Annotated in this window: 14 protein-coding genes; 6 read left to right on the top strand and 8 right to left on the bottom strand. The window is 35.5% G+C overall.

All coding sequences use genetic code 11. The features are described from left to right. Positions 1–13 precede the first annotated feature (13 nt). Entirely contained in the window at positions 14–295 is a 282-nt protein-coding gene (locus tag F6K18_RS06275; protein WP_287519548.1) for a hypothetical protein, read from the bottom strand. Between the two features lie 315 nt (positions 296–610). On the opposite strand from F6K18_RS06275, the gene F6K18_RS06280 reads away from it, so the two are divergent. The 4 genes from F6K18_RS06280 to F6K18_RS06295 all read left to right on the top strand — a co-directional run bounded on the left by F6K18_RS06280 (position 611) and on the right by F6K18_RS06295 (position 6,932). Further along, positions 611–2,008 (top strand): TldD/PmbA family protein, encoded by a 1,398-nt coding sequence (locus tag F6K18_RS06280; protein WP_287519550.1) that lies wholly within the window; start codon positions 611–613, stop codon positions 2,006–2,008. Between the two features lie 1,932 nt (positions 2,009–3,940). Beyond that, positions 3,941–4,444, top strand: a complete 504-nt coding sequence (locus tag F6K18_RS06285; protein ID WP_287519552.1) for an AP2 domain-containing protein — start codon at positions 3,941–3,943, stop codon at positions 4,442–4,444. Positions 4,445–4,466: 22 nt separating this feature from the next. Then, positions 4,467–5,648: an aldo/keto reductase gene (locus tag F6K18_RS06290; RefSeq protein WP_287519608.1), complete on the top strand. Its 1,182-nt coding sequence runs from the start codon at positions 4,467–4,469 to the stop codon at positions 5,646–5,648. Between the two features lie 585 nt (positions 5,649–6,233). Further along, positions 6,234–6,932, top strand: a complete 699-nt coding sequence (locus F6K18_RS06295) for a tellurite resistance TerB family protein (RefSeq protein WP_287519553.1) — start codon at positions 6,234–6,236, stop codon at positions 6,930–6,932. An 829-nt stretch (positions 6,933–7,761) separates the two neighbouring features. On the opposite strand, the gene F6K18_RS06300 is transcribed toward F6K18_RS06295, so the two are convergent. The 4 genes from F6K18_RS06300 to F6K18_RS06315 all read right to left on the bottom strand — a co-directional run bounded on the left by F6K18_RS06300 (position 7,762) and on the right by F6K18_RS06315 (position 13,205). Next, positions 7,762–9,588 (bottom strand): S8 family serine peptidase, encoded by a 1,827-nt coding sequence (locus F6K18_RS06300; RefSeq protein ID WP_287519554.1) that lies wholly within the window; start codon positions 9,586–9,588, stop codon positions 7,762–7,764. Positions 9,589–9,597: 9 nt separating this feature from the next. Further along, positions 9,598–10,335 (bottom strand): hypothetical protein, encoded by a 738-nt coding sequence (locus F6K18_RS06305; RefSeq protein WP_287519555.1) that lies wholly within the window; start codon positions 10,333–10,335, stop codon positions 9,598–9,600. A 1,428-nt stretch (positions 10,336–11,763) separates the two neighbouring features. Further along, the gene (gene rph, locus F6K18_RS06310; RefSeq protein ID WP_287519556.1) at positions 11,764–12,492 is read right to left on the bottom strand and encodes a ribonuclease PH; all 729 of its coding nucleotides are present in this window, start codon (positions 12,490–12,492) and stop codon (positions 11,764–11,766) included. Positions 12,493–12,656: 164 nt separating this feature from the next. Further along, entirely contained in the window at positions 12,657–13,205 is a 549-nt protein-coding gene (locus F6K18_RS06315) for an adenylate kinase (protein WP_287519558.1), read from the bottom strand. A gap of 768 nt (positions 13,206–13,973) precedes the next feature. Between F6K18_RS06315 and F6K18_RS06320 the strand changes: the two genes are divergently transcribed. Together F6K18_RS06320 and hpsP are read left to right on the top strand one after the other, a co-directional pair. Then, on the top strand, positions 13,974–14,510 hold the full coding sequence (locus F6K18_RS06320; RefSeq protein WP_287519559.1) for a P-loop NTPase family protein: 537 nt from the start codon (positions 13,974–13,976) through the stop codon (positions 14,508–14,510). A 1,450-nt stretch (positions 14,511–15,960) separates the two neighbouring features. Continuing rightward, positions 15,961–17,145 (top strand): hormogonium polysaccharide biosynthesis glycosyltransferase HpsP, encoded by a 1,185-nt coding sequence (gene hpsP, locus F6K18_RS06325; RefSeq protein ID WP_287519561.1) that lies wholly within the window; start codon positions 15,961–15,963, stop codon positions 17,143–17,145. A gap of 348 nt (positions 17,146–17,493) precedes the next feature. On the opposite strand, the gene F6K18_RS06330 is transcribed toward hpsP, so the two are convergent. The 3 genes from F6K18_RS06330 to F6K18_RS06340 all read right to left on the bottom strand — a co-directional run bounded on the left by F6K18_RS06330 (position 17,494) and on the right by F6K18_RS06340 (position 20,414). Further along, positions 17,494–17,988 carry a tellurite resistance TerB family protein gene (locus F6K18_RS06330; RefSeq protein ID WP_287519563.1) on the bottom strand — a complete coding sequence of 165 codons (495 nt, stop codon included), beginning with the start codon at positions 17,986–17,988 and terminating at the stop codon, positions 17,494–17,496. Positions 17,989–18,462: 474 nt separating this feature from the next. Then, positions 18,463–18,654, bottom strand: a complete 192-nt coding sequence (locus F6K18_RS06335; protein WP_287519565.1) for a hypothetical protein — start codon at positions 18,652–18,654, stop codon at positions 18,463–18,465. A 569-nt stretch (positions 18,655–19,223) separates the two neighbouring features. Continuing rightward, positions 19,224–20,414, bottom strand: a complete 1,191-nt coding sequence (locus tag F6K18_RS06340; RefSeq protein WP_287519567.1) for a retropepsin-like aspartic protease — start codon at positions 20,412–20,414, stop codon at positions 19,224–19,226. Positions 20,415–20,523 lie beyond the last annotated feature (109 nt).

Here is a 20,523-nt window from a genome sequence, read left to right on the forward strand (position 1 = left end):
GGGGACGACGTAATCAACATATATCTAAAATTATTAATACTAAAGTAATAGCGATCGCCACTTCAATATTCAATTTACTGCCATAGGCCACAACTCTATTTATATTTGGCAATAAACTAGCACCCAATAGTAATAAAACTCCCCATCGTATAAAAATGGAGCGAGGTTTGGAAAACAACCAAAAACTCATGGCCAAAGTAAATAAAGCTAAAAATAGATTCCAAGACATGAATCTGCTATTACCTTCTATAAATTGCCAAGCTGTGTTTATTACATTTATTATTTCACCTTTCATTCATAACTCAAAAATGTATGTACAACTATTCTACAATCCTAACTAAGATGAAATTAAGATTTTCAGGTATTCTCTAATTAGGTTCCACTGGTGTTCTATACAAACATTTATTATTATAAATAATAGCCGAACGCAGGTATTCTCTAATTAGGTTACACTGGTGTTTCATACAAACATTTATTATTATAAATAATATCCGAACAAGCAACTATAAGCCAGAAGTAAAAATTTCAAGTAAAAAAGTGAATAATAACTACAAACTTTCATCAAATTTATTTGATTCAAGAACAACTAATATCAGCATAAAAATAGATAATGGCTACAAAACTCACAAAAAATAATTCTCTTCTAGAGCAATTACAAAATAAAATTTATAACTACCATAATCATGTCGATTATCTAGAAATTCGCCTAGAACAAAGTGAATCAACTACTATTTCATTTTCTGGCCTACAATTAAATACAATTAACTCTCATTTTTCCCTTGCCGGAAGTATTCGTGCTTGCCACAAAGGAGGATGGAGTTTCGTTACTTTCAACAATATTTCAGAACTATCAAATAGAATCGAAGAAGCAATTTCTTACGCTTATTTAATAGGAAAAGAAAATACTCAACTAGCTCCCATTGAACCTATTCAAGATTATGTAGCAGTCAAATTTGGCCGCGACCCCCGTGACATATCTTTAGAAGAAAAGCGACAATTAATTGAAACCTACAATCAATTATTGCTACACTTCGATCCTCGAATTCAGACCACAAATGTCAGTTATCGCGATCGCTTTGCTATTACTTATTTTGTCAATTCTATCGGCAGTTGCATAGCACAAGAACGCCTAGATGTCAATAGCAAATTCAGAGCCATTGCTTGTGGAGTAGGCAGTTTAGTTAAACAGGGCATCAAATATATCAGTTCTCGTACAGATTATCACACTCTCTGCGACATTGACAACCAAGTTATCGGGGCAGCAGAACAGGCCATCCGTCAACTAGAGGCAAAACCCGTTAAAGGTGGACAATATACTGTATTGTTAGATCCTCATCTGGCAGGTGTATTTATTCACGAAGCTTTTGGTCATCTTTCTGAGGCAGACTCTATTTATGAGAACCCTCATATGGAAGAGTTACTGAAATTAGGTAAACCAATAGGTACAGAAAAGTTGAATGTAATAGATGATGCTACCATTGATTGTTTGAGTGGTTCTATAAAATATGACGATGAAGGTGTTCCTGGACAGCGCAAATATTTAATTAAAAATGGAGTATTAACAACTCGTCTGCATAATCGAGAAACTTCTGGAAAAATGAGAGAAGCACCTACAGGAAATGCTAGGGCGATAAATGCAATGTATCCACCTATTGTCAGAATGACTAATACAGCTATTGAAACAGGCGATCGCCCTGTTGAGGAAATGATTAAAGATATCGATCGAGGGGTTTATGCCATAGGGAGTATAGGTGGCCAAACTAATGGAGAAATGTTTACATTTGCTGCGGCAGAAGGTTATATGATTCGTAATGGAAAAATTGCTGAAGCTGTCAGTGATGTAACTTTGACAGGGAATGTATTTCAAACTCTCAAAGATATTGAAGCGATCGGTAATGATTTTACTTACAGTAGTGGTAGTTGTGGTAAAGCAGGTCAAGCACCTTTGCCTGTAAGTATTGGCAGTCCTCACTTGATGATTAAAAATGTAGTAGTTGGAGGACATTGAGCAGATCAAAAGTGTTTATTAGATATCTCCGGAAGTTATATGTGGGTAGCATTTTGGCGTTGCATAAATGCAGGATGATTTTAATAGTTTTGTGGAATAGGTATCTTGCCCATTTCTTATATTTTCGGGCCGGCCGGATGTCCACCTACTTATATTCATCCCATCCCTCAGCAATGCCTCATTTTTTGTGTTTTTATCTCATAAAGTTTCTTTCCCTTTGCCTTCTGGAGCAGATGAGCTATTGCCTACTTCTACAAAAAGTCTATTTTTTTTAGCCAGATGTTTATTGAGAGTAGAGTACAGATAGTTCATAAAAATATAGTCAAATATGACATATCCTTTTTGGAAAAGACTTGTAATTTCTAAGTTTCAGACCTATTCTCTAGAGAGCGATCATGTCAGCGGAACGGAGTTCTATCGCTACTTTATTTCCTAATAGAAAATATAAAATATGTCCAAATTTCTCAAATGCCTACCCTGTAACAGATGTAAATATCGCCCTCTCCGAAAGTGACAAAACAGAGATAAAAGCAAAAAGCAGAAGTTATGTACTTCACTGAATCAAAAAACTGTTTAGCTTTATACAGCAGGAGTAAATTCACCTTGAATGTACTGCAATACAAAATCAATTGTTTCTTGCTTCAGCCATCCTTTTTTGTACTGCAACCTCTCCAAAACGTAAATTTGTTTGACTTTGTTCTACCAAGATAGAATATATTTGTTTCTCATTCAATAATTTTGCTAATTTCAGATACTCACCAACTGTTTTTTTATGATTATCCGTAATTAGTTGAGCAAATAGGTATACGAATAAATCTACAGTTTATTGATTAGTTATTCTCCACATTACAGCAATTTATCCAAATCTTAGGTGATAGTTACTACGTTGATATTGCAAAATTTATTATACTTGGTTTCCTGTGATTAAACCTGCTTTTTGTAATAACTTTCCTATGAGTTTTGAAAGTTCTTGTTTTTGAGAATATTTATTTGCATTATGCTATTCCATATAACTTTATGAAATGATTTTTTTCAAATTAATAACTTTTTATTCTTACCTAAGTAGAGCAGGCTAGAAAAAAGACGTTGCATTTTTAATCAAAAAAACCCTAAAGGCAATCAATATAAACTTTTGAGCTAATTTACAATTTGATACATAGCGCCCAAAATTTACCATGTTCTACATTTATAATAAATCTATTTTTTTTTTTTAATTATTTATAAATCAAAAACTTCAGGAAAAAGGGGTTATAGATGCTTTAATTACTCATAAAGTAATAGACTTAACCATGCTTCATCCTCCTTATCTGTGCTATAGTATCTGAAGAATAATTTATACAACCTAATCGACAGTAGCCAACTTTAAACTCCTATTGATTGAACATCAATCTAGAAAGGCTATAGAGACTATCAATAGAAGTTAGGATATTTCTACTTTCGTGAAATATCATTCTATGACTCCGCTAATTTACTTAATTTATTTCTAGAAAGTGGCAAAAAATTTAAGGTGGGATTATCATTGATTTTATAGATGAAGTCTTAATTAGTAGCAAAAACTTATAGACAGGTTAAAAGTAGCTATAATTCGGGGGGTGATAAACAAAGAAAATCAAACTACACCTACTAAAGAATAAATACAATAAAGATTCACTAAACAAAAAAATTGACCATAAGAGTCATAACTTAAACTTATCAACTTATAGACATAGACAATGAAAAAAATAAATCAATTTGTGTTGATCTATTAATGACAAATGGGGTGCAGTCAGACAAAATAATCTAGCTGTAGCTAGAGAGATAAAAAGTTAAATAAAATGTTCTAAAAAACATACATACTCCGTACTGGCCTCAAATGTTTTGTATTCTACTCTCTTAATTCAGATAAACAAGGGAGAATAATAACTTTATTAATTTAATAAGAAGGCCGAAAAAATGTCAAAAGAAATCTTGATTACCAGAGGACAGGTAGTAATAGTTGATGAACAAGACTATGAGGAATTATCAAAACATAAATGGTATTTGATAGATGGTTTTGCTGCCAGAACAATCAAGAAAGATGGCAAAAGAACCACAGTTTATATGCACAGAGTGATTATGGACGCTCCTATGGGTGTATCTGTTTATCATATTAATCACAACAAACTAGATAATCGACGAGAGAATTTACGTCTAGTCAAAGGAAGTGCGCGAATGCACAGGAGACCTAGCGTCAAACATTCATCTAAATATCGGGGAGTGTACTGGTGTAAAGATAAACGAAAATGGATTGCTGAAATCAAAGTGTACAAAAAACAAATACGTTTAGGTCGCTTTGATGTAGAAAAAGATGCGGCTGTTGCTTATGACGAAGCAGCAAGAAAATATTACGGTTCCTTAGCCAGAACGAATTTTACTATGAATAATAATATAGAAGTAGTAGAAGATCCCTTAATGTAAGTTCAGAAAGATTATTCATATGATGCAGTATCGACGCTTCGGGCGAACAGAATTACCAATGCCAGTATTTTCCTGCGGTGGAATGAGGTATAACTATAAATGGCAAGATGTTCCAAAAAATCAAATCCCACCAAATAATCAACAAAACTTAGAAAATACAATTCGTCGCTCCCTAGAATGCGGAATTAACCACATAGAAACCGCTCGTGGTTATGGTACATCCGAGATGCAGCTTGGAGAAATTTTACCCAAGCTACCAAGGGAAAAACTGATTGTCCAGACAAAAGTAAGCCCAAGCGCCGATCCTCAAGAATTCCAAAGTAAGTTACAGCAGTCCCTCGAATTTTTGCAACTAGAATATATTGATTTGCTAGGCATACATGGGATTAACACATTAGAAATACTCCATAACTCAATTAGGCCAGGAGGTTGTCTGGATGTGGCTCGAAAATTCCAAATACAGGGCAAAGTCAGATTTATTGGTTTTTCTACTCACGGGCCGACTGATGTCATAGTTAAAACTATAGAAACAAATGAATTTGACTATGTTAACTTACACTGGTACTACATTAATCAAAATAATTGGCCAGCAATAGAGGCTGCTAATCGCTTTGATATGGGAGTATTTATTATTAGCCCCTCTGATAAAGGAGGTAAACTGTATCAACCACCACAGAAATTATTAGATTTATGCTCTCCACTCAGTCCGATAGTATTTAACGATCTATTTTGTTTGAGTCACCCTCAAGTGCATACATTGAGTTTGGGTGCATCACAACCAACAGATTTTGACGAACATCTCAAAACAATTGAATTGTTAGATCAAGCTGATGAGATATTACCATCAATATTGGCAAGACTAGAGCAAGAAGCGATCGCTCAACTAGGAGAAAATTGGTTCAAAACTTGGGACATTGGTTTGCCCCCTCTAGAAGAGACTCCTGGAAATATCAATATCCCTGTGATTTTATGGTTAAGAAATCTAGCGATCGCCTACGATATGGTCGAATACAGTAAAATGCGCTATAACTTATTGGGTAATGGTAGCCACTGGTTTCCTGGTGCAAATGCTGAAGAATTAGAAAAATATGACCTGAGCAAATGCCTGGCCAATAGTCCCCATTCCGAAAAAGTTCCGGATATTCTTCAAGATGCTCATAAACTATTAGGAGGAAAGCCAGTAGAACGTTTGTCTAAAAGTTAAAAATTAGTTTATTTATAGCAGTTTATTTTGATTGTGTAAAAAATATTTTGGAATTAATATCGGAGTAAGTAAAAGTGCTAATAGTTTTAGACTTGAATTAGTTATCTATAATTTTAAATTTTTGACCAAAAAAGATGGTTTCTAGTCTCTCTTTTCCAGGCTATGAGAAAAGTAAATTTTAGTATTTCAAGCCTTTGACCTTAGCGGTCGGTACTGAATAACTGAAATGACAAATTCTTTACTGATTACGGAATAATTAAGGGTGCATCTCAATTTTGAATAAAGCCAAAAAAATATTGCTTTTAGGGAACAGGGAACAGGGAACAGGGAACAGGGAATATATAGTAAAAAAGTATTTTTGCAAATATGAGATGCATCCATAATTAAAGTTTAAAGCCTCTCCTTTAAAGGAGAAACAAGCGGTCGATCTTCGCAGCTTCCCGTAGGGTGGGATGGCGATCTTCGGAGCGGGTCTGTAAGAACGGGTCTCCTTGCCATATCCAATCGACCAAGAGAGAAAAAATTTTCCTTTAAGTCGATCCTCTTCTTTTCAAGGAGAGGTAATAATTAATAATTAATAATTAATTGTTAAATATATCCATATATAATCAAAATTTGATAGTCTCAAGAAAATCTATGTCGTATGAACATATTTTTAACAGTCAAGTAAAATGTTCAGAGGAATTAACCCCTAATGAAGCCATTTTTGCTATTGGTTTAATGGTCATGGCAGTTGATGGTGATATTGATATGAATGAAGTAGAAATTTTAGAGGGTTTTTTACTAAGAAAAGGATTTAACGCTAAAGAAGTTGATGCAGCTAGAAAAAAAGTTTTAAGAATTATTCGTACAGAAAAAAACGAAGCATTATTTTCGGCAGCGAAACAAGCACTTCAAGATGAAAAAGAAATAGAAAATGCTTTTGATTTAGCAGTAAAAATTGCCATAGCAGATGATAAAGTAACAGAAGAAGAAAATAGTTTTGTGCTTGAGTTAGCTAGTACTCTAAAAATTAGTCAACAAAAGGTGAATAAAATAGTTGCAGATGCAACAAAGTATTATCGTAATTCTGAAAAATTAATTGAAAAAATAGAGGAAATTTTATCAGAATTACCTATAGGATCTAAATACGAAGGCTATATTAATTCAACTACAGGTTTAAGATCGCTAAATATAAAAATCCGCACCCCAGATAACGAGTTAGTTATACTTAATATTGATGAAACTCGAGATGAAGCTCAAGTAGAAATGGAATTGGAAGAAGCTCCACCTTGGATGCTCTAAATGCGGACATGATATTATTCCCTCTTCATTAATTGCGAGCAAGATGCTCGCACTATTTGTTATACTGATGCTACTGAACTTGAAATAACATTATGTCCGCTGGGCCGCGTTTGTGTAAAAACTCAAGAGATATAGCAATGAGCGCTGGTATATTTACAAATTGCAGGAAAGGCCAAATAGCTAAAAGTCTTATATTATCAGCAATTTCTTCCCCCTGTTGCCTGTTGCCAGATGAGCTGTTGCCTGCGCACAGCGCTATATAGCAACCGACTGGTTGGTGTTTGACAATTAGTGCGAGCACTCACGGGGTGACAAGTACCTGAAAACTCTTGTCAGATAATGGTTGAAAGGATACAAGGAAGAGTTTAAATCTGCAAGTTATAATCTGAAAATGATCACTATTATTAGTAAGGGTGTAGGCGATCGCTGCACACCTGTACCCCCACCTTGCTTGATTTTTTTTCAACAAAAGACTAGAATCAAAGCTTTTTTTGAGTCAATTAAAAATTTAAGCGATCAGATAAATTATCAGAGTTACCTGTATTAAGTTAAAGAATTTGTAGTTTTGACATAGCTCTTCATCCCATTTGATAATTAGGCTTTTTTTCGGGATTTATATAAGAGTTGTCGCTTTATAACTTAAAAAAATCCCAAAAACCTTGTTTTGTCAGGATTGTAGCTATTGGATAGCAAAAATGCTTGGAATTATTGCTCTGTCTAGGTTAGAGTGATTTTTTCCCTTTATTTAGCGACAACTCTATAAAATCATTCGTCACTGTGCAACCCTATTTTTCTTGCACACTCCCAATCATTATGGGCAAAAGTTTTCCTAACCTCTGGGAACGCCAGTAATATCTATACTCCATCGATTAAGTTGGCCAAAATAAAAACCTGCCACATCAGCAACATTAAGTAACCATTGGCCTCGAGAAGCAGTGCCACGAAGTTGGTTGAAGATGGGGAAGTATTTTGTATTCCAGGTTTTAATAAGTCGGTTACCGAATCCATGTTGACGGTCTTGGAGTATATACATCCTGTTATCTGGCGTTATCAATTTTAACTGCAAATCAGATATCCGTGGATGTGTGATATCTACGGTTAGATCAAGATCCTGGATAGTCCAATCAGTGTCAACTTGGATAGAACTCGGTATGCCTGCTAAGTTATTATCAGGTATCGCAACTGGCTGATTCATTTCCACGATCAGGGAATCCATAACATCAATTTCCAAACTCCAACTCTGGAGTGTACCATAATTACCAAAAACGAAGTCACTGACGAGTAGTCCCCAAGTACCAAAAATATCCACTCCCTTTAAGGACGCTAAAAGAGGAACTTCCTTAATTGTGTAAGTCTGTTTTAGATTGGCTTGGAAGGCTCCGGTTCGGTTATGAAGGATAATTGGGACATTAGGAAATGGAGGATGAAGCCGTATACCCAGATCGCTAATACGAGGGTGTACAATATCAACATTGACTCGGAGTTCGTTGATTTTTTTCCTTTCCTCTATATATATAGTGTTGAAATCCCCATATACATAAGCATCAGGAATTACCATTGGCTCTACACTAGCATAATATTTCTTCTCTAATTTAGATTCACTATTCCAGTTAAGTGCCTCATTTACAGCATCACGAGCGTCAACTCTACCATGTCCGAACCAGCGGCTCCAGGTTCCATCCGCAGACCCAATATCTCTGAATTCGCCTCCCTGAAAGGGTGGTTTATTTACCGGAGAAACATCCCAACTTGTATCTGAATTATTGATAGGGGAAGGTGTTCTTTCATAACCCTGGAAATTTAAGTCCTTACTTGCAGTGCGTTTAAGAATGGAGATAACCTCTGAGGCACGAAGTTCTGGATTAGCGGAAATAACAAGAGCAGCAATTCCTGCTACTAATGGCGTGGCACTTGAGGTGCCACCAAAATTCTCCTGTTCGGTGTCTCTTATAGGTTGAACTCTTATAGGTTGAAATATATTCGGTTGAGGTATATATTGAACCTCTGTTCCAAGAGCTGTAGTTATACCCAGACCATATTGTGTACCATTATAAGTGTTAGAATTGTTACTAGGAGCACAGATATCAATACCATCTCCGTAATTAGAGTAATGACTCCGCTGTGCATTGCTACCTACGGCAGCAACAAACATTACATTAGGGTGATCAGCCAATCCCTTACGGAACAAACGAGCTGTCTTTGTTATCACTCTTCTTTGTATATCAAAACCTTGTTGCAGTGGAAAACTTGGGACATCAATAGAGGTGTTTTCATTAACAGGCGTATTTTCGTTACCTGCTGCCCATAGGAAGACTATACCTTTTCCACGGCGTCCTCCGTATTGGGCCAGTTCAGTTATTCTGTCATTAACCGCCTGCGTGTAGGAACTCCGCGGGCTAGAATTTCCCCAAGAGTTTGATAGGATATCCACCTTGTCTGCAATGTAGTTTAGGGCGGTAAGTATCTTATCATCATTAATAAGCATAGGCCATTTCCCATTTATGAATGCATTTTCCCATTTAATGAATAGCAATTGACATCCAGGGGCAGCACCGACTGTAACCGCAGCATCAGCCTCCGCTGCAGCTACACCAGCGCAGGCTGTACCATGATTACGATTTACTTCATACATACGATTTGGATCAGAACCATACATTTGATTTGTCTAATGTATTCTTCCCTCAAAGTACCCCCATCCGGCAAACTTACCTTGTGAATTGAAATCAGGATGACCCATGTGGCAACCGTCATCTGTTATCCCTATTACAACATCATGGCTCCCATAACCCTGTAATAATTGCCAGGCATCTTCACAACGTGAAGATGATCTTGGATCGAACTGTGGATGATTGAAATGTGTGTGAAGATGCCATTGCCTATTGTATGAGGGGTCAGTAGGGGGTGCAAACGTATGTTTTTGGATCTGATAGTTTAGAGAATTTTCAGATAGCTCCACAAGGGATTCATTTTCTGTCAAAGCAACAACAAGCTTTACAGGATTCATCCCCGTGGCATTGGTAAGTTGAAAAAGATAATCTCTATCAGAATACTTTTCTAAAAGAATAAGACTATATCGTCCTATTAATTCTGAAATCCTATCAAATGATATATTCGGATCTTTGAACCTCACAAATATTCGATCAGTGATCAAATATTGATCACTAGACCCATCTAATTCATACTGGTGATGACAAGATGCTTTTGTACGACATTGCTGCATAAGGTTTTCCAGTTCCTCTGGTCTACATGTGACACGAGAGGATGATGAAGAAAGCTGTTCTGAGTTTTGGATACCTATTGCTCCTAAGTCCTGTGGCAACATACGTGGCACAAATTTGTCAGGACTTTTGATTAAATTGATTCGTTGACCACCTCGATATGTGTAGACTCTTTGACTGTTCATTACTATTCCCTAAATATTGTATTGCTGAAATCTAAGAAACTATCACTTTGACACTCCACGGGATAAATCCGCGTGGATTCTTCAGAGGAGTTGTAAATCGGGTTAAAACCACGATTTCCACATTGCTCGAAACAACCACATTGCCAGTACCGTACCGTAGTACGTATACAGCAGCAGTCCACTTGGCGGTGTCAATTGCCACTACTCTCTCCGGCAAAAAGGCCATTGAGGCTACTTTTTAAGTTTCTGGTTAATTATAATACATTTTTTTGACCACGGATTAAAATCCGTCGAGTCGTTTCCATCCACCGCTTAAAAGACGGTGGTTTCCCACTTACCGAAATTTTACGATGAATCAGGACTTACCCATGAGGAACGCAATTTTGACAGTTGAGATTGCTTTCCTGAGGAAATTCTCCGCAAAAGCGAGCCCTGGTAATGATAGAAATACCTTGTTTTAAGTAATTCCTGTGAATCTTAGAATAATCAACTGCGAACTAACTTAATCATTGTACCACAGATGTCGTACAATGATTATTTATGGGATGATATTAACTAAATATTCCCCAGCTATAGCCCACAATTCACCATATCTACCCAAAAATTACTATGTCTTCCCTCTTTTCGCCCTAACTCTGTTAAAATGTAAAACTGGCCGAATAACTGCCTTCTGTTGTCCTAAATTACTACTACCTTTTTTTTCTCAAACTTGCCAATAAATAGGTGAGGCTCGTTTTTGGTAGATAACTCCTATGACAAATATATTCTGATCTGTCCATTGTGTTTTATCTATAGTTAGGGTTTGCTGATTAAATCTAAAAGCATTGACTGATATTGGTTGTAGGATTTTTTTGTCTAAAAAAGTGCCAGCTTTTTAGCTCAAAGAGCTGCATAAAGCTAGTATTTTGGGACGATTATGGCAGAACAATCTTGGGACAAAACTTAGCTCCTACCTCCTCGCTCATTCCCCGTTCTTCCTGTCTCCTGTCTCCTGTCTTCCCCTCCTGGGAGGGGTTGAGGGTAGGAGTCAGGAGAAATGGGTATTATAGAAGATGTAGTTGGAAGAATTATCCTTTAATTTTTCTGCCCAACTGTTGCACAAAATGTTAACTTTTTGAGCTTTCTTGACCGAAAAGCTGGCACTTTTTTTCAATCTAATAAGGCTGAAACCTTTAGATTTCAATGCTTTGATTGTTAATCCACAAGCCATAATTACCCGATTTTCTAACTATAGTAGCGACTGGTATATCTACCCTAAATTTGTCGTAAATCATCATAATTAGGGTTTGCTGAATAAAGTATTCTAGTAAGGGTAGGAGTCAGTCCTCAGGAGTCAGCAGTCAGGAGAAACGTGGAATTTAGAGGAGGTAGGAGTAAGAATTGTCCGTCAATTTCCTTCTTTTCAGAAGCTCTCTACTTATGCAAAACCTACACTACCGAATTGGAAATAGCTTGACGTTGAGCTACAAATAACTCTTGAATTCCTGCTTCTGCTAAATCTAAAATTTGATTAAGTTGAGTACGACTAAAACTACCTGCTTCTGCTGTTCCCTGAACTTCAATTAAAGCAGGTTTATCATTCATCACCACATTAAAATCAATTTCTGCAGCTACATCTTCAGTGTAATTCAAATCCAAAAATTCTTTCCTCTCCAATAACCCCACTGACACAGCAGCAACCTGATGCAAAATAGGCGATCGCTCCAATTCTCCCTGCTGCATCAACTTATTAATAGCATTCGCCACTGCTACAAACCCCCCAGTAATAGAAGTAGTACGAGTACCCGCATCTGCTTGCAAAACATCAGCATCTACAATAATAGTGCGTTCCCCTAATAAATTCATATCCAGAGATGCTCTCAAACTACGTCCGATTAACCTTTGAATTTCTTGAGTGCGTCCAGAAAGTTTCATAAATTCTCTTTGTTGGCGTTGGGGAGTTGCACCAGGTAACATTCTATATTCTGCAGTTAACCAACCTTGTCCCGTATCTGCCAAAAATTTAGGTACTCCTGGTTGGATAGTAACAGTGCAAAGTACTTTTGTGTCGCCACACTTTGTTAACACAGAACTGGTAGCAAATTTAGTATAATCTAATTCAAAACTGACAGGACGCAATTGCTCTGGTTGTCTGCCATCAGGACGTTGCCAAGACATAGATATCTATAAAATTGATTAATTAATAAACTACTGAGAATTACCGAAAAATTCAGGTATAAAGCCTCTTCATTCATGGAGAAAAAAGAAAAAAATCCTTATAATCCAATCCTCTTAATTTATAAGAAGAGGTAATTCTAAATTCGCGCATTCTAAATTCTAAATTATTGAAATTGCTGTAATATTTGTTGTTGAACTTGGGTAATTTGTTGTTCCCCATCAATAGTAAGTAATCTTTGACTATATTCATAATATTCCAAAATAGGAATAGTACGCTCATAGAATAACTCTACCCGACGACGGGCAATTTCTGGGTCATCATCAGCACGCGATCGCTGAAAACATCGATTCATAAGTATCTCCTCAGATACCTGTAAATAAATTGCCCAATCTAGCTTTTGCCCTAAATCATCTAATAAAAAATTTAGTTCTTCCGCCTGAAAAGCAGTTCTCGGATAACCATCAATTAACCAACCCTGGCTAACATCAGACTGTAAAAGTCTTTGACGAACAAACTGGATCATTGTTTGGTCTGGTACTAACTCCCCCTTTTCTACATAAAGCTGCGCCATCTGGCCTAATGTTGTTTGAGTAGCGATCGCTTCTCTAAGTAAGTCGCCAATAGAAATTAAAGGTATCTGTAGATGATTACATAACCATTGTGCTTGAGTTCCTTTCCCAGCACCTGGACCACCTAAAATTATCAGTCTCACAGTCCCTCAACTTGATTAGTCACAATACAATACTTGATTATTTTATATATCTATATAGCAGCATTAACAGAATTTACACAAAAAGTGGAATTATATACAATTTGTAGAGGTTAACTGCCGTCACCCCCTACTAGATATGGTGGTTATGCGTAAGTCCTGATTAATTGATTTATCAAAAACTCAGATATATATAATAGCAATCAGGAATCAGTTGTGAGAATTTGACTGTTCCTTATATAATATAATGTACTTTTTTTTCTTCCCTGTTCCCTGTTCCCTGTTCCCTGTTCCCTGTTCCCTGTTCCCTGTTCCCTGGTCTCTGTTCCCTGTTCCCTGTTCCCTGTTCCCTAAAAGTTTCCAATATCTCACAACCTAAATCATATTGCTATAGAACCCATTTGGTATTTTTAGTCATAATTCATCATTAACAGGACTTATGCATAACCACCACTTATGGTAGGAGTATACGGCCGTTAACCCCTACAAATGGTGTATAACTTCTTTTTTGCATAAGTCCTGATTAAGTGCTTTGGTAGTCCTAACATAGTCAGGATAGAGAATCTTAGAACTATCCGTTGACTCTTGTGTTCCCTATTACCTATTTATTTGAATTTGACATATATATAGTGTTAAATTTATAGTATAATCAAAAAAAGCACTATATATTGTAAAACAAGTATTGTCCTTGGGCAATGTTTCAGTCCAGCTTACAAACTGGAAAAATTCAGTATATTACCAAAAATAGATTTCTCAATTTTAATTTTCATAATGGTTGCACAACTACAAACCCCTTCTCTAAATATTCCTAGCGATTTACCATACACTGTTCCAGGTCTGGTGCAAGTATTCACAAGTGGTCAGCGCAATTTCTTTACTGATGTTATGGCTCAAGCTTTGAGGATAGCTGGCCAAGGAACTCCTGTGTTGATTGTACAGTTTCTCAAAGGAGGAATTAACCAGGGACATGATCATCCAATGCAACTAGGACAAAATCTGGATTGGGTTCGTTGTGGTCTTCGTGGTTATATTGATACGCCGGATATAGATGAAAGTCAGAAAAATTCATTACTGGATTTGTGGGACTATACTCAAAGGGTTGTAGATGAAGGAAAGTATGAGTTAGTAGTTCTTGATGAATTAAGCGTAGCTATTAATTTTGGCTTAATTCCAGACATTGAAGTAATAGAGTTTCTAGAAAAACGTCCTGTTCATGTAGATGTAATTTTGACAGGACCAGATATGCCAGAAGCAATTTTGGACATGGCAGACCAAATTACTAAAATTCGTCGCAGTCATAGACCATGAAGAAGAAAGTTTTTATTAGGGTCTGCTAAAAAAAATTAGTTAGTGGGGGTAGGACACGGGGACGCGGAGACACGGGGACGCGGAGACGGGGGAACAGGTAATGGTTTCGGTCATTTTATGTTAAGAAATTTTCTTGAATTTCAGCAAATTGATGCTAATAAGAGCCAATAACTAGGAGATAAATTAAATATCAAAAGCTCCATTACCGAATTATTAATTATTAAATAATTCTGGTTTAAAGCCTCCCCTTTTAAGGGGAAAAAAGCGGTTGAGGGATGGATAGGTTTCCTAACCATATCCAATCAACCAAGAGAAGAAATAATATCTCCTTATCTTCAATCAAGAGCGGTTTTAACCAGAGGTAATTGTCAATTATCAATTATCCATTAATGAACGTAAGCTATCCTAACTTTTAGCTTTATTCAGCAAGCTCTAATTATCTAGGAGAGAGAAAAGGGAAGAGGTTTTGCTTTCTAAATTCTCTCTTTACAAAAAAACGTGCAGTTGAAAGCCAAATGGCTTTAGCCCTTGGATGAAAACAAGTTGTCGGTATTTAATCCCTTGTATCCCAAAATGTGGAATAATACTAATGAATGCGAGTAGGAACAAGGTTTGTCCCATAGACTCTTTGCTAGTAGGGGTGAAACTCCCGCCAGTAAGAAACTAGTAGTACCGTTCTATCAAGACTAAGGCACAGGCAAGTAGGCAGCAGAGATAGGGATTTATAGCTCTGACTTGAGTAAAACCACTCTGAAAATCAGACTAAAAAAGTAAAGGCAATGTGTGTGGTATGTTTGTCAGCACATCTGAGTCTGTAGGTGGTTTTTGACTGCCACCACTGGGAAAATTAAGTCCAGTGACAGCTAGTAGGTGTGACGAATCGTGTTTTTAAACCGATTTGGAACAACTCCTTAGAATCACCCGTACTTCAGTCGGGTGAGAAGTCAAAACAGTTGCTACGGAGGGCCTGTGATTTTTTGCGCCAGGTTAATTAAGCAGGTGGTCCTAGCAACTTAGCTCGTTTGTGCAGTCAGGGCGATGGTGGAGCTTGCAATGCTCTGAGGGTTATTAATTGCTATGTGGCAGAAAATTTCACACGTGGCAGACGTAAGTGTGGCTAACTCAATTAGCGGGGACTTTCGATTTGTCTATTTGGCCTGATTAATTTTCAAGCAAGGAGAAATATGTCAGGCGATCGCTAATTTTGGATTTTTGAACAGGGTGCGTTAGATGGGAGTAGGGGAGCAGGGGAATAGGGGAGATAAAGACAGCTAGAAAGAAAAATCTATTGCACAGTTTTAGCTGTGTCAGTCTACTAAATTTATTCCTTTTACAAATAGTCTCTAAGACTTGACAACATTTATCAAATGATGAAGTAAATTAATGTTGAACAACTAAAGAATTGATGGGGATTTATACTATAGGGTATCAAATATAGTTAAATTAAATTATGCGAATATTACAGATAGTACCATCTATTTCTCTTGTTTATGGCGGCCCTAGTCAAATGGTATTAGGACTTTCTACTGCTCTTGCTGCTCAAAATATAGATGTTACTATTCTTACTACAGATTCTAATGGGGATATAGGTCAACCACCTTTAGATGTTCCTCTTGATAAACCTGTTAGACAAAATGGTTATCAAATTCGTTATTTTCGTTGTTCTCCATTCCGTCGTTATAAATTTTCTCTGAAGTTATTACAATGGTTAAATCAACACGCTTCTGAATTTGATTTGGCTCATATTCATGCTCTTTTTTCACCAGTAACTACTATAGCTGCAACTGTGGCTAGAGCTAATAATTTACCCTATATTTTAAGACCTTTAGGTACTTTAGACCCGGCTGATTTACGGAAAAAAAATTTACTCAAAAAAATTTATGTTTCTCTGTTAGAAAAGCGGAATATTGCTCATGCTGCAGCACTTCATTTTACTAGTTTAGAAGAGGCAAAAGTTTCTGAAAGATTTGGTTTATCGACACGAGATTTAGTAATCCCTTTAGGTGTTAACCCCCCAGATAATATTCAGGATGAAAAGTTAGTTAATTATCTTCAATCTCAAGCCATAGAAATTAAACATCCTGTGATTTTATTTATGTCTCGAATTGAACCTAAAAAAGGTCTAGATTTATTATTACCAGCTTTAGAAAAATTATTAGCAGAAGGGATAGATTTTCAATTTATTTTAGCAGGTGCTAATCCTCAAGACCCTAATTATGAAGCAAAAATTCGGTCACAAATAGAGGTTTCACCTCTTGCTAAATGTACAAAAATAACGGGGTTTGTTACAGGAGAAATTAAGGCAAGTTTATTACAGGTTGCTGATGTATTTGTGTTGCCTTCTTATTATGAGAATTTTGGTATCGCAGTAGCAGAGGCAATGGTGGCAGGCACACCAGTAGTTATTTCCGATGGAGTTCATATTTGTCAAGATGTAGCAGATGCAAAAGCAGGTTGGGTTGGTAGTTGTAAAATAGAGGATATGGCTATTTTAATTAAGTCAGCCTTGGAAAATGAAGCTGAAAGAAAACAACGAGGTTTGAATGCTAAAGAGTTAGCTAGAAAAAATTATAGTTGGGAAGCGATCGCTATACAAACTATTCAGGCTTACCAAAAAATTATTACCTATCAATAAGTCGTAATTGGCCTATTATTCAGTTAACAGTTATCAGTTTACTTTTGCTAACTCCAATAAACGATTTTTTTTGCTAATTAAACGAATTTTATCTTAAGTGTTTGGGGTGCATTAGGATAGGTAGTATAGGGTAAAGGATATGACTTTTTTTAGCCTAGTTTAGCAGATAAAGTTTTGATATTGAAGCACTTGTCGAGTGCTAATAACTGTTTAAACCCCCTATAATACACCTGATAAATGATAACTGTTCACTATTAATTAATTTAAGTCTAAATAGTCATCGTCAAACCTTTTTATCTATCAATAAATTTGTGATTTTTTTACAAATAGTAAATAACCACATTTTATTTACTTTTCATAATTTTGATTATTTCTATACTTTCTAGACTTTTTTTTAGTCTCCTGATGGTTTGCTGACTGAGCTTGAAAAATTGCTGAAGCTTTCTCTACAGGCACTTCCAATACCTGAAACAAACGAGTTAAAAATGTTTGTTCTTTACCAGAAAAAACTCCATCTATTAAGATTAGATCGATAGCTAATGTAAATGCTATTTCTTTATACTCTGGATGTAGCGCATCGTTGGCTATAGCAACTAAATTACTTATACCTTTTTCACTGAGTAAATTGAGCAATCTATCTAGCATATTTGTAATCTGTTTTTCTGAATAACCTTTAAACATTTCCATTTGCGTCAAAAGTACTATAAGTCTTTCTATTTCTTGATCTAAAAGATAACCATCTGAGGCAATGGCAGATATTGCAATAGCAGCTATTGCTTCTTGTTGTGAGAATGCCATTCGATTTGGATTGTAAACTCCAAGAACCTTATTTAATAAACTCATGTTAGGCTTTGCCTCCCAATTTATTGTTTGTTTATTTCTTTACTATTTTATCTTGTATAACAGCTTTTAATAGTTTATTGTTTCTATCACAGGATTTTTTTTTTGTCAACCAGACTATTGTGAAAGATTGATAATTAATTAAAAGTATTAAATTTGTGCAGAAAGTCTGAATAAAAAACCAAGTTGATTGAGGTATTAAGAAAAATATTTTGAATCAAGTCAGCTTTTTTTTATTATTTTATTATTATAGCAATCATAAATCAGATGTGAGAATTGAGGTGTTCCTTTAAAGTATAGAATATAGCAGTTATCTTATTCATATACATTCGTTTTTTTCTTATTCCCTGTTGCCTGTTGCCTTTCGGAGCTGTTGCCTAAAAGTCTCCAATATCTCACAACTAAAATCATATTGCTATATGTTAAACACCGCTTTAAATATTTTTAGCTAACTTGAATTTTGAGGTAGAATTAATATCATGTCCGGATAATTAGGGTGCCAAAATATTCTCCTCTTATTCCTTCTTTTTTAATGAGACTATTTTGACAAATTGATAATTCATTAAAAGTATTAAAGTTTTGTTTAAAGTCTGAATAAAAAACTAAGTTGATTGAGATATTAAGAGCAATATTTTGAATCAAATTATTTTTTTTTATGATATTAAACATCGCTTTAACTCCTTTTTGCTATCTTGAATTTTGAGGTAGGATTAATATCATATTCAGATAATTAGCGTTTGAAAAATTTATCCTCTTCTTCCTTATTCATTAGACTTGTCGCTTTATAAATTAAAAAATGCACAAAAACCTTGTTCTGTAAGGATTGTAGCTATTGGATAGCAAAAATGCTTGGAATTATTGCTCTGTCTAGGTTAGAGTGATTTTTTCCCTTTATTTAGCGACAACTCTATTATTCATTATTCCTTATTCTTTAATGAGACTATTTTGACAAATTGATAATTCATTAAAAGTATTAAAGTTGTGCTGAAAGTCTGAATAAAAAGCTAAGTTGATTAAGATATTAAGAACAATATTTTGAATCAAGTCAGCTTTTTTTTATGATGTTCAACATCCCTTTAACTCCCTTTTACTATCTTGAATTTTGAGCTAGTATTAATATCATGTCCGGATAATTAGCGTTTGAAAACTTTCTCCTCATCTTCCATCTTTGATTATTCCATATTCCATCTTTATTCCCTTCTGAATCCCTCATAATATTTCTTGATTTATTCCTACATTTAATCATTCCCTAATGGAGTTAAAAACAAGCTTCCCGTTTCTGGAAACCCTAGCTTATTAGACTTATCAAATCGCCAATGTTGTTGATAACGATTAAGAAAATTCTGACCGATAATCCCATCAATACCTATTAAATCAAGAACTTGATTATCAATAATAATCCCATCTAATTGAGATACTTCATACTGCTGTAAACTCACAGTATTCAACTTGGTTTTCTGAGCAATTTCAGTACCACAAAATCCTAAAACATCTATTTTTTCTGTATTAGCAATATCAATTCCCAATTTATTGGCTAAATTCTGAGATAAAACCATCAAATCTGCTCCTGTATCTAATAGAAACAGAAAAGGTCCTTTACCATTAATTTTTACCTCAGCTAACATGACTCCCATTCTACCTATCAAAGGAATAGCATTATTAACAGAAGTAGAAGGAGGTAGTAACTCCAACTGGGAAGTTTGGGGATTAATAATTACATCAAAACCTTTCAGAAAATCTAAACCTAAAACACCTGATAAATTACCAGGAATAGCTGTTTTAGACAAACCCATTCCTTGCAAACCATTTACTGTAGCTGCATCAACTTTTATCGTAGGTAAAGTATGGATATTAGCATTAACATTTGAACAGTCATCACCAACAACAAAATAAGATAATAAATCATTGGGAATAGGAGTACTTGCTAAACCCAAATTTTGAGCTATTTTGCTGTCTATAATTGTATTAGAAGCACCTGTATCTAATAAAAAAATTTTAGTTTCCCCTGCCACTATTACTGGAAGAGTAAATACCTGACTATTTGTAAGTTTTTTAAGCTTGACAGTAGCTTTTCCTTGACTCAGAATTTCTGGTAAACTAGCTCCACTTATTTCTAATAACGCTTCCATTCTTTGATTAGCATCTGGGCGAAATTTACCATCTGGAGTTAACATTATTACTCTCATTGTGCATTGCATAGAAGCTACTTGTATAGTTTCTAAAGATGCTTCTGTGGGTTTAACTATTTCTCTGAGACATTGAGTGAGTTCTTGTAGAACTTCTTGGGATAGTCTACTAGGTTTTGATGATGGTATTTGAGCAAGGGTAGTAGGATGATTTTGTTCGCTAAAGTTGGGTTGAGGTGCAAAAAGAAAACCAATAATTCCTATGACTGAAATAATTAATTTAATTGAGGTAGTTTTTGGCATAATATCAAATCCGATAGCAAAAGAGTCAGTCCTCAGTCCTCAGTCCTCAGGAGTTATAAATAGATTGGTGTGAGGTACACCAAATAGGAACCTTAATAATTGGACATCA

Origin of the sequence: Okeania sp. SIO2C2 (assembly GCF_010692625.1) — a bacterium.
Taxonomy (GTDB): domain Bacteria; phylum Cyanobacteriota; class Cyanobacteriia; order Cyanobacteriales; family Microcoleaceae; genus Okeania; species Okeania hirsuta.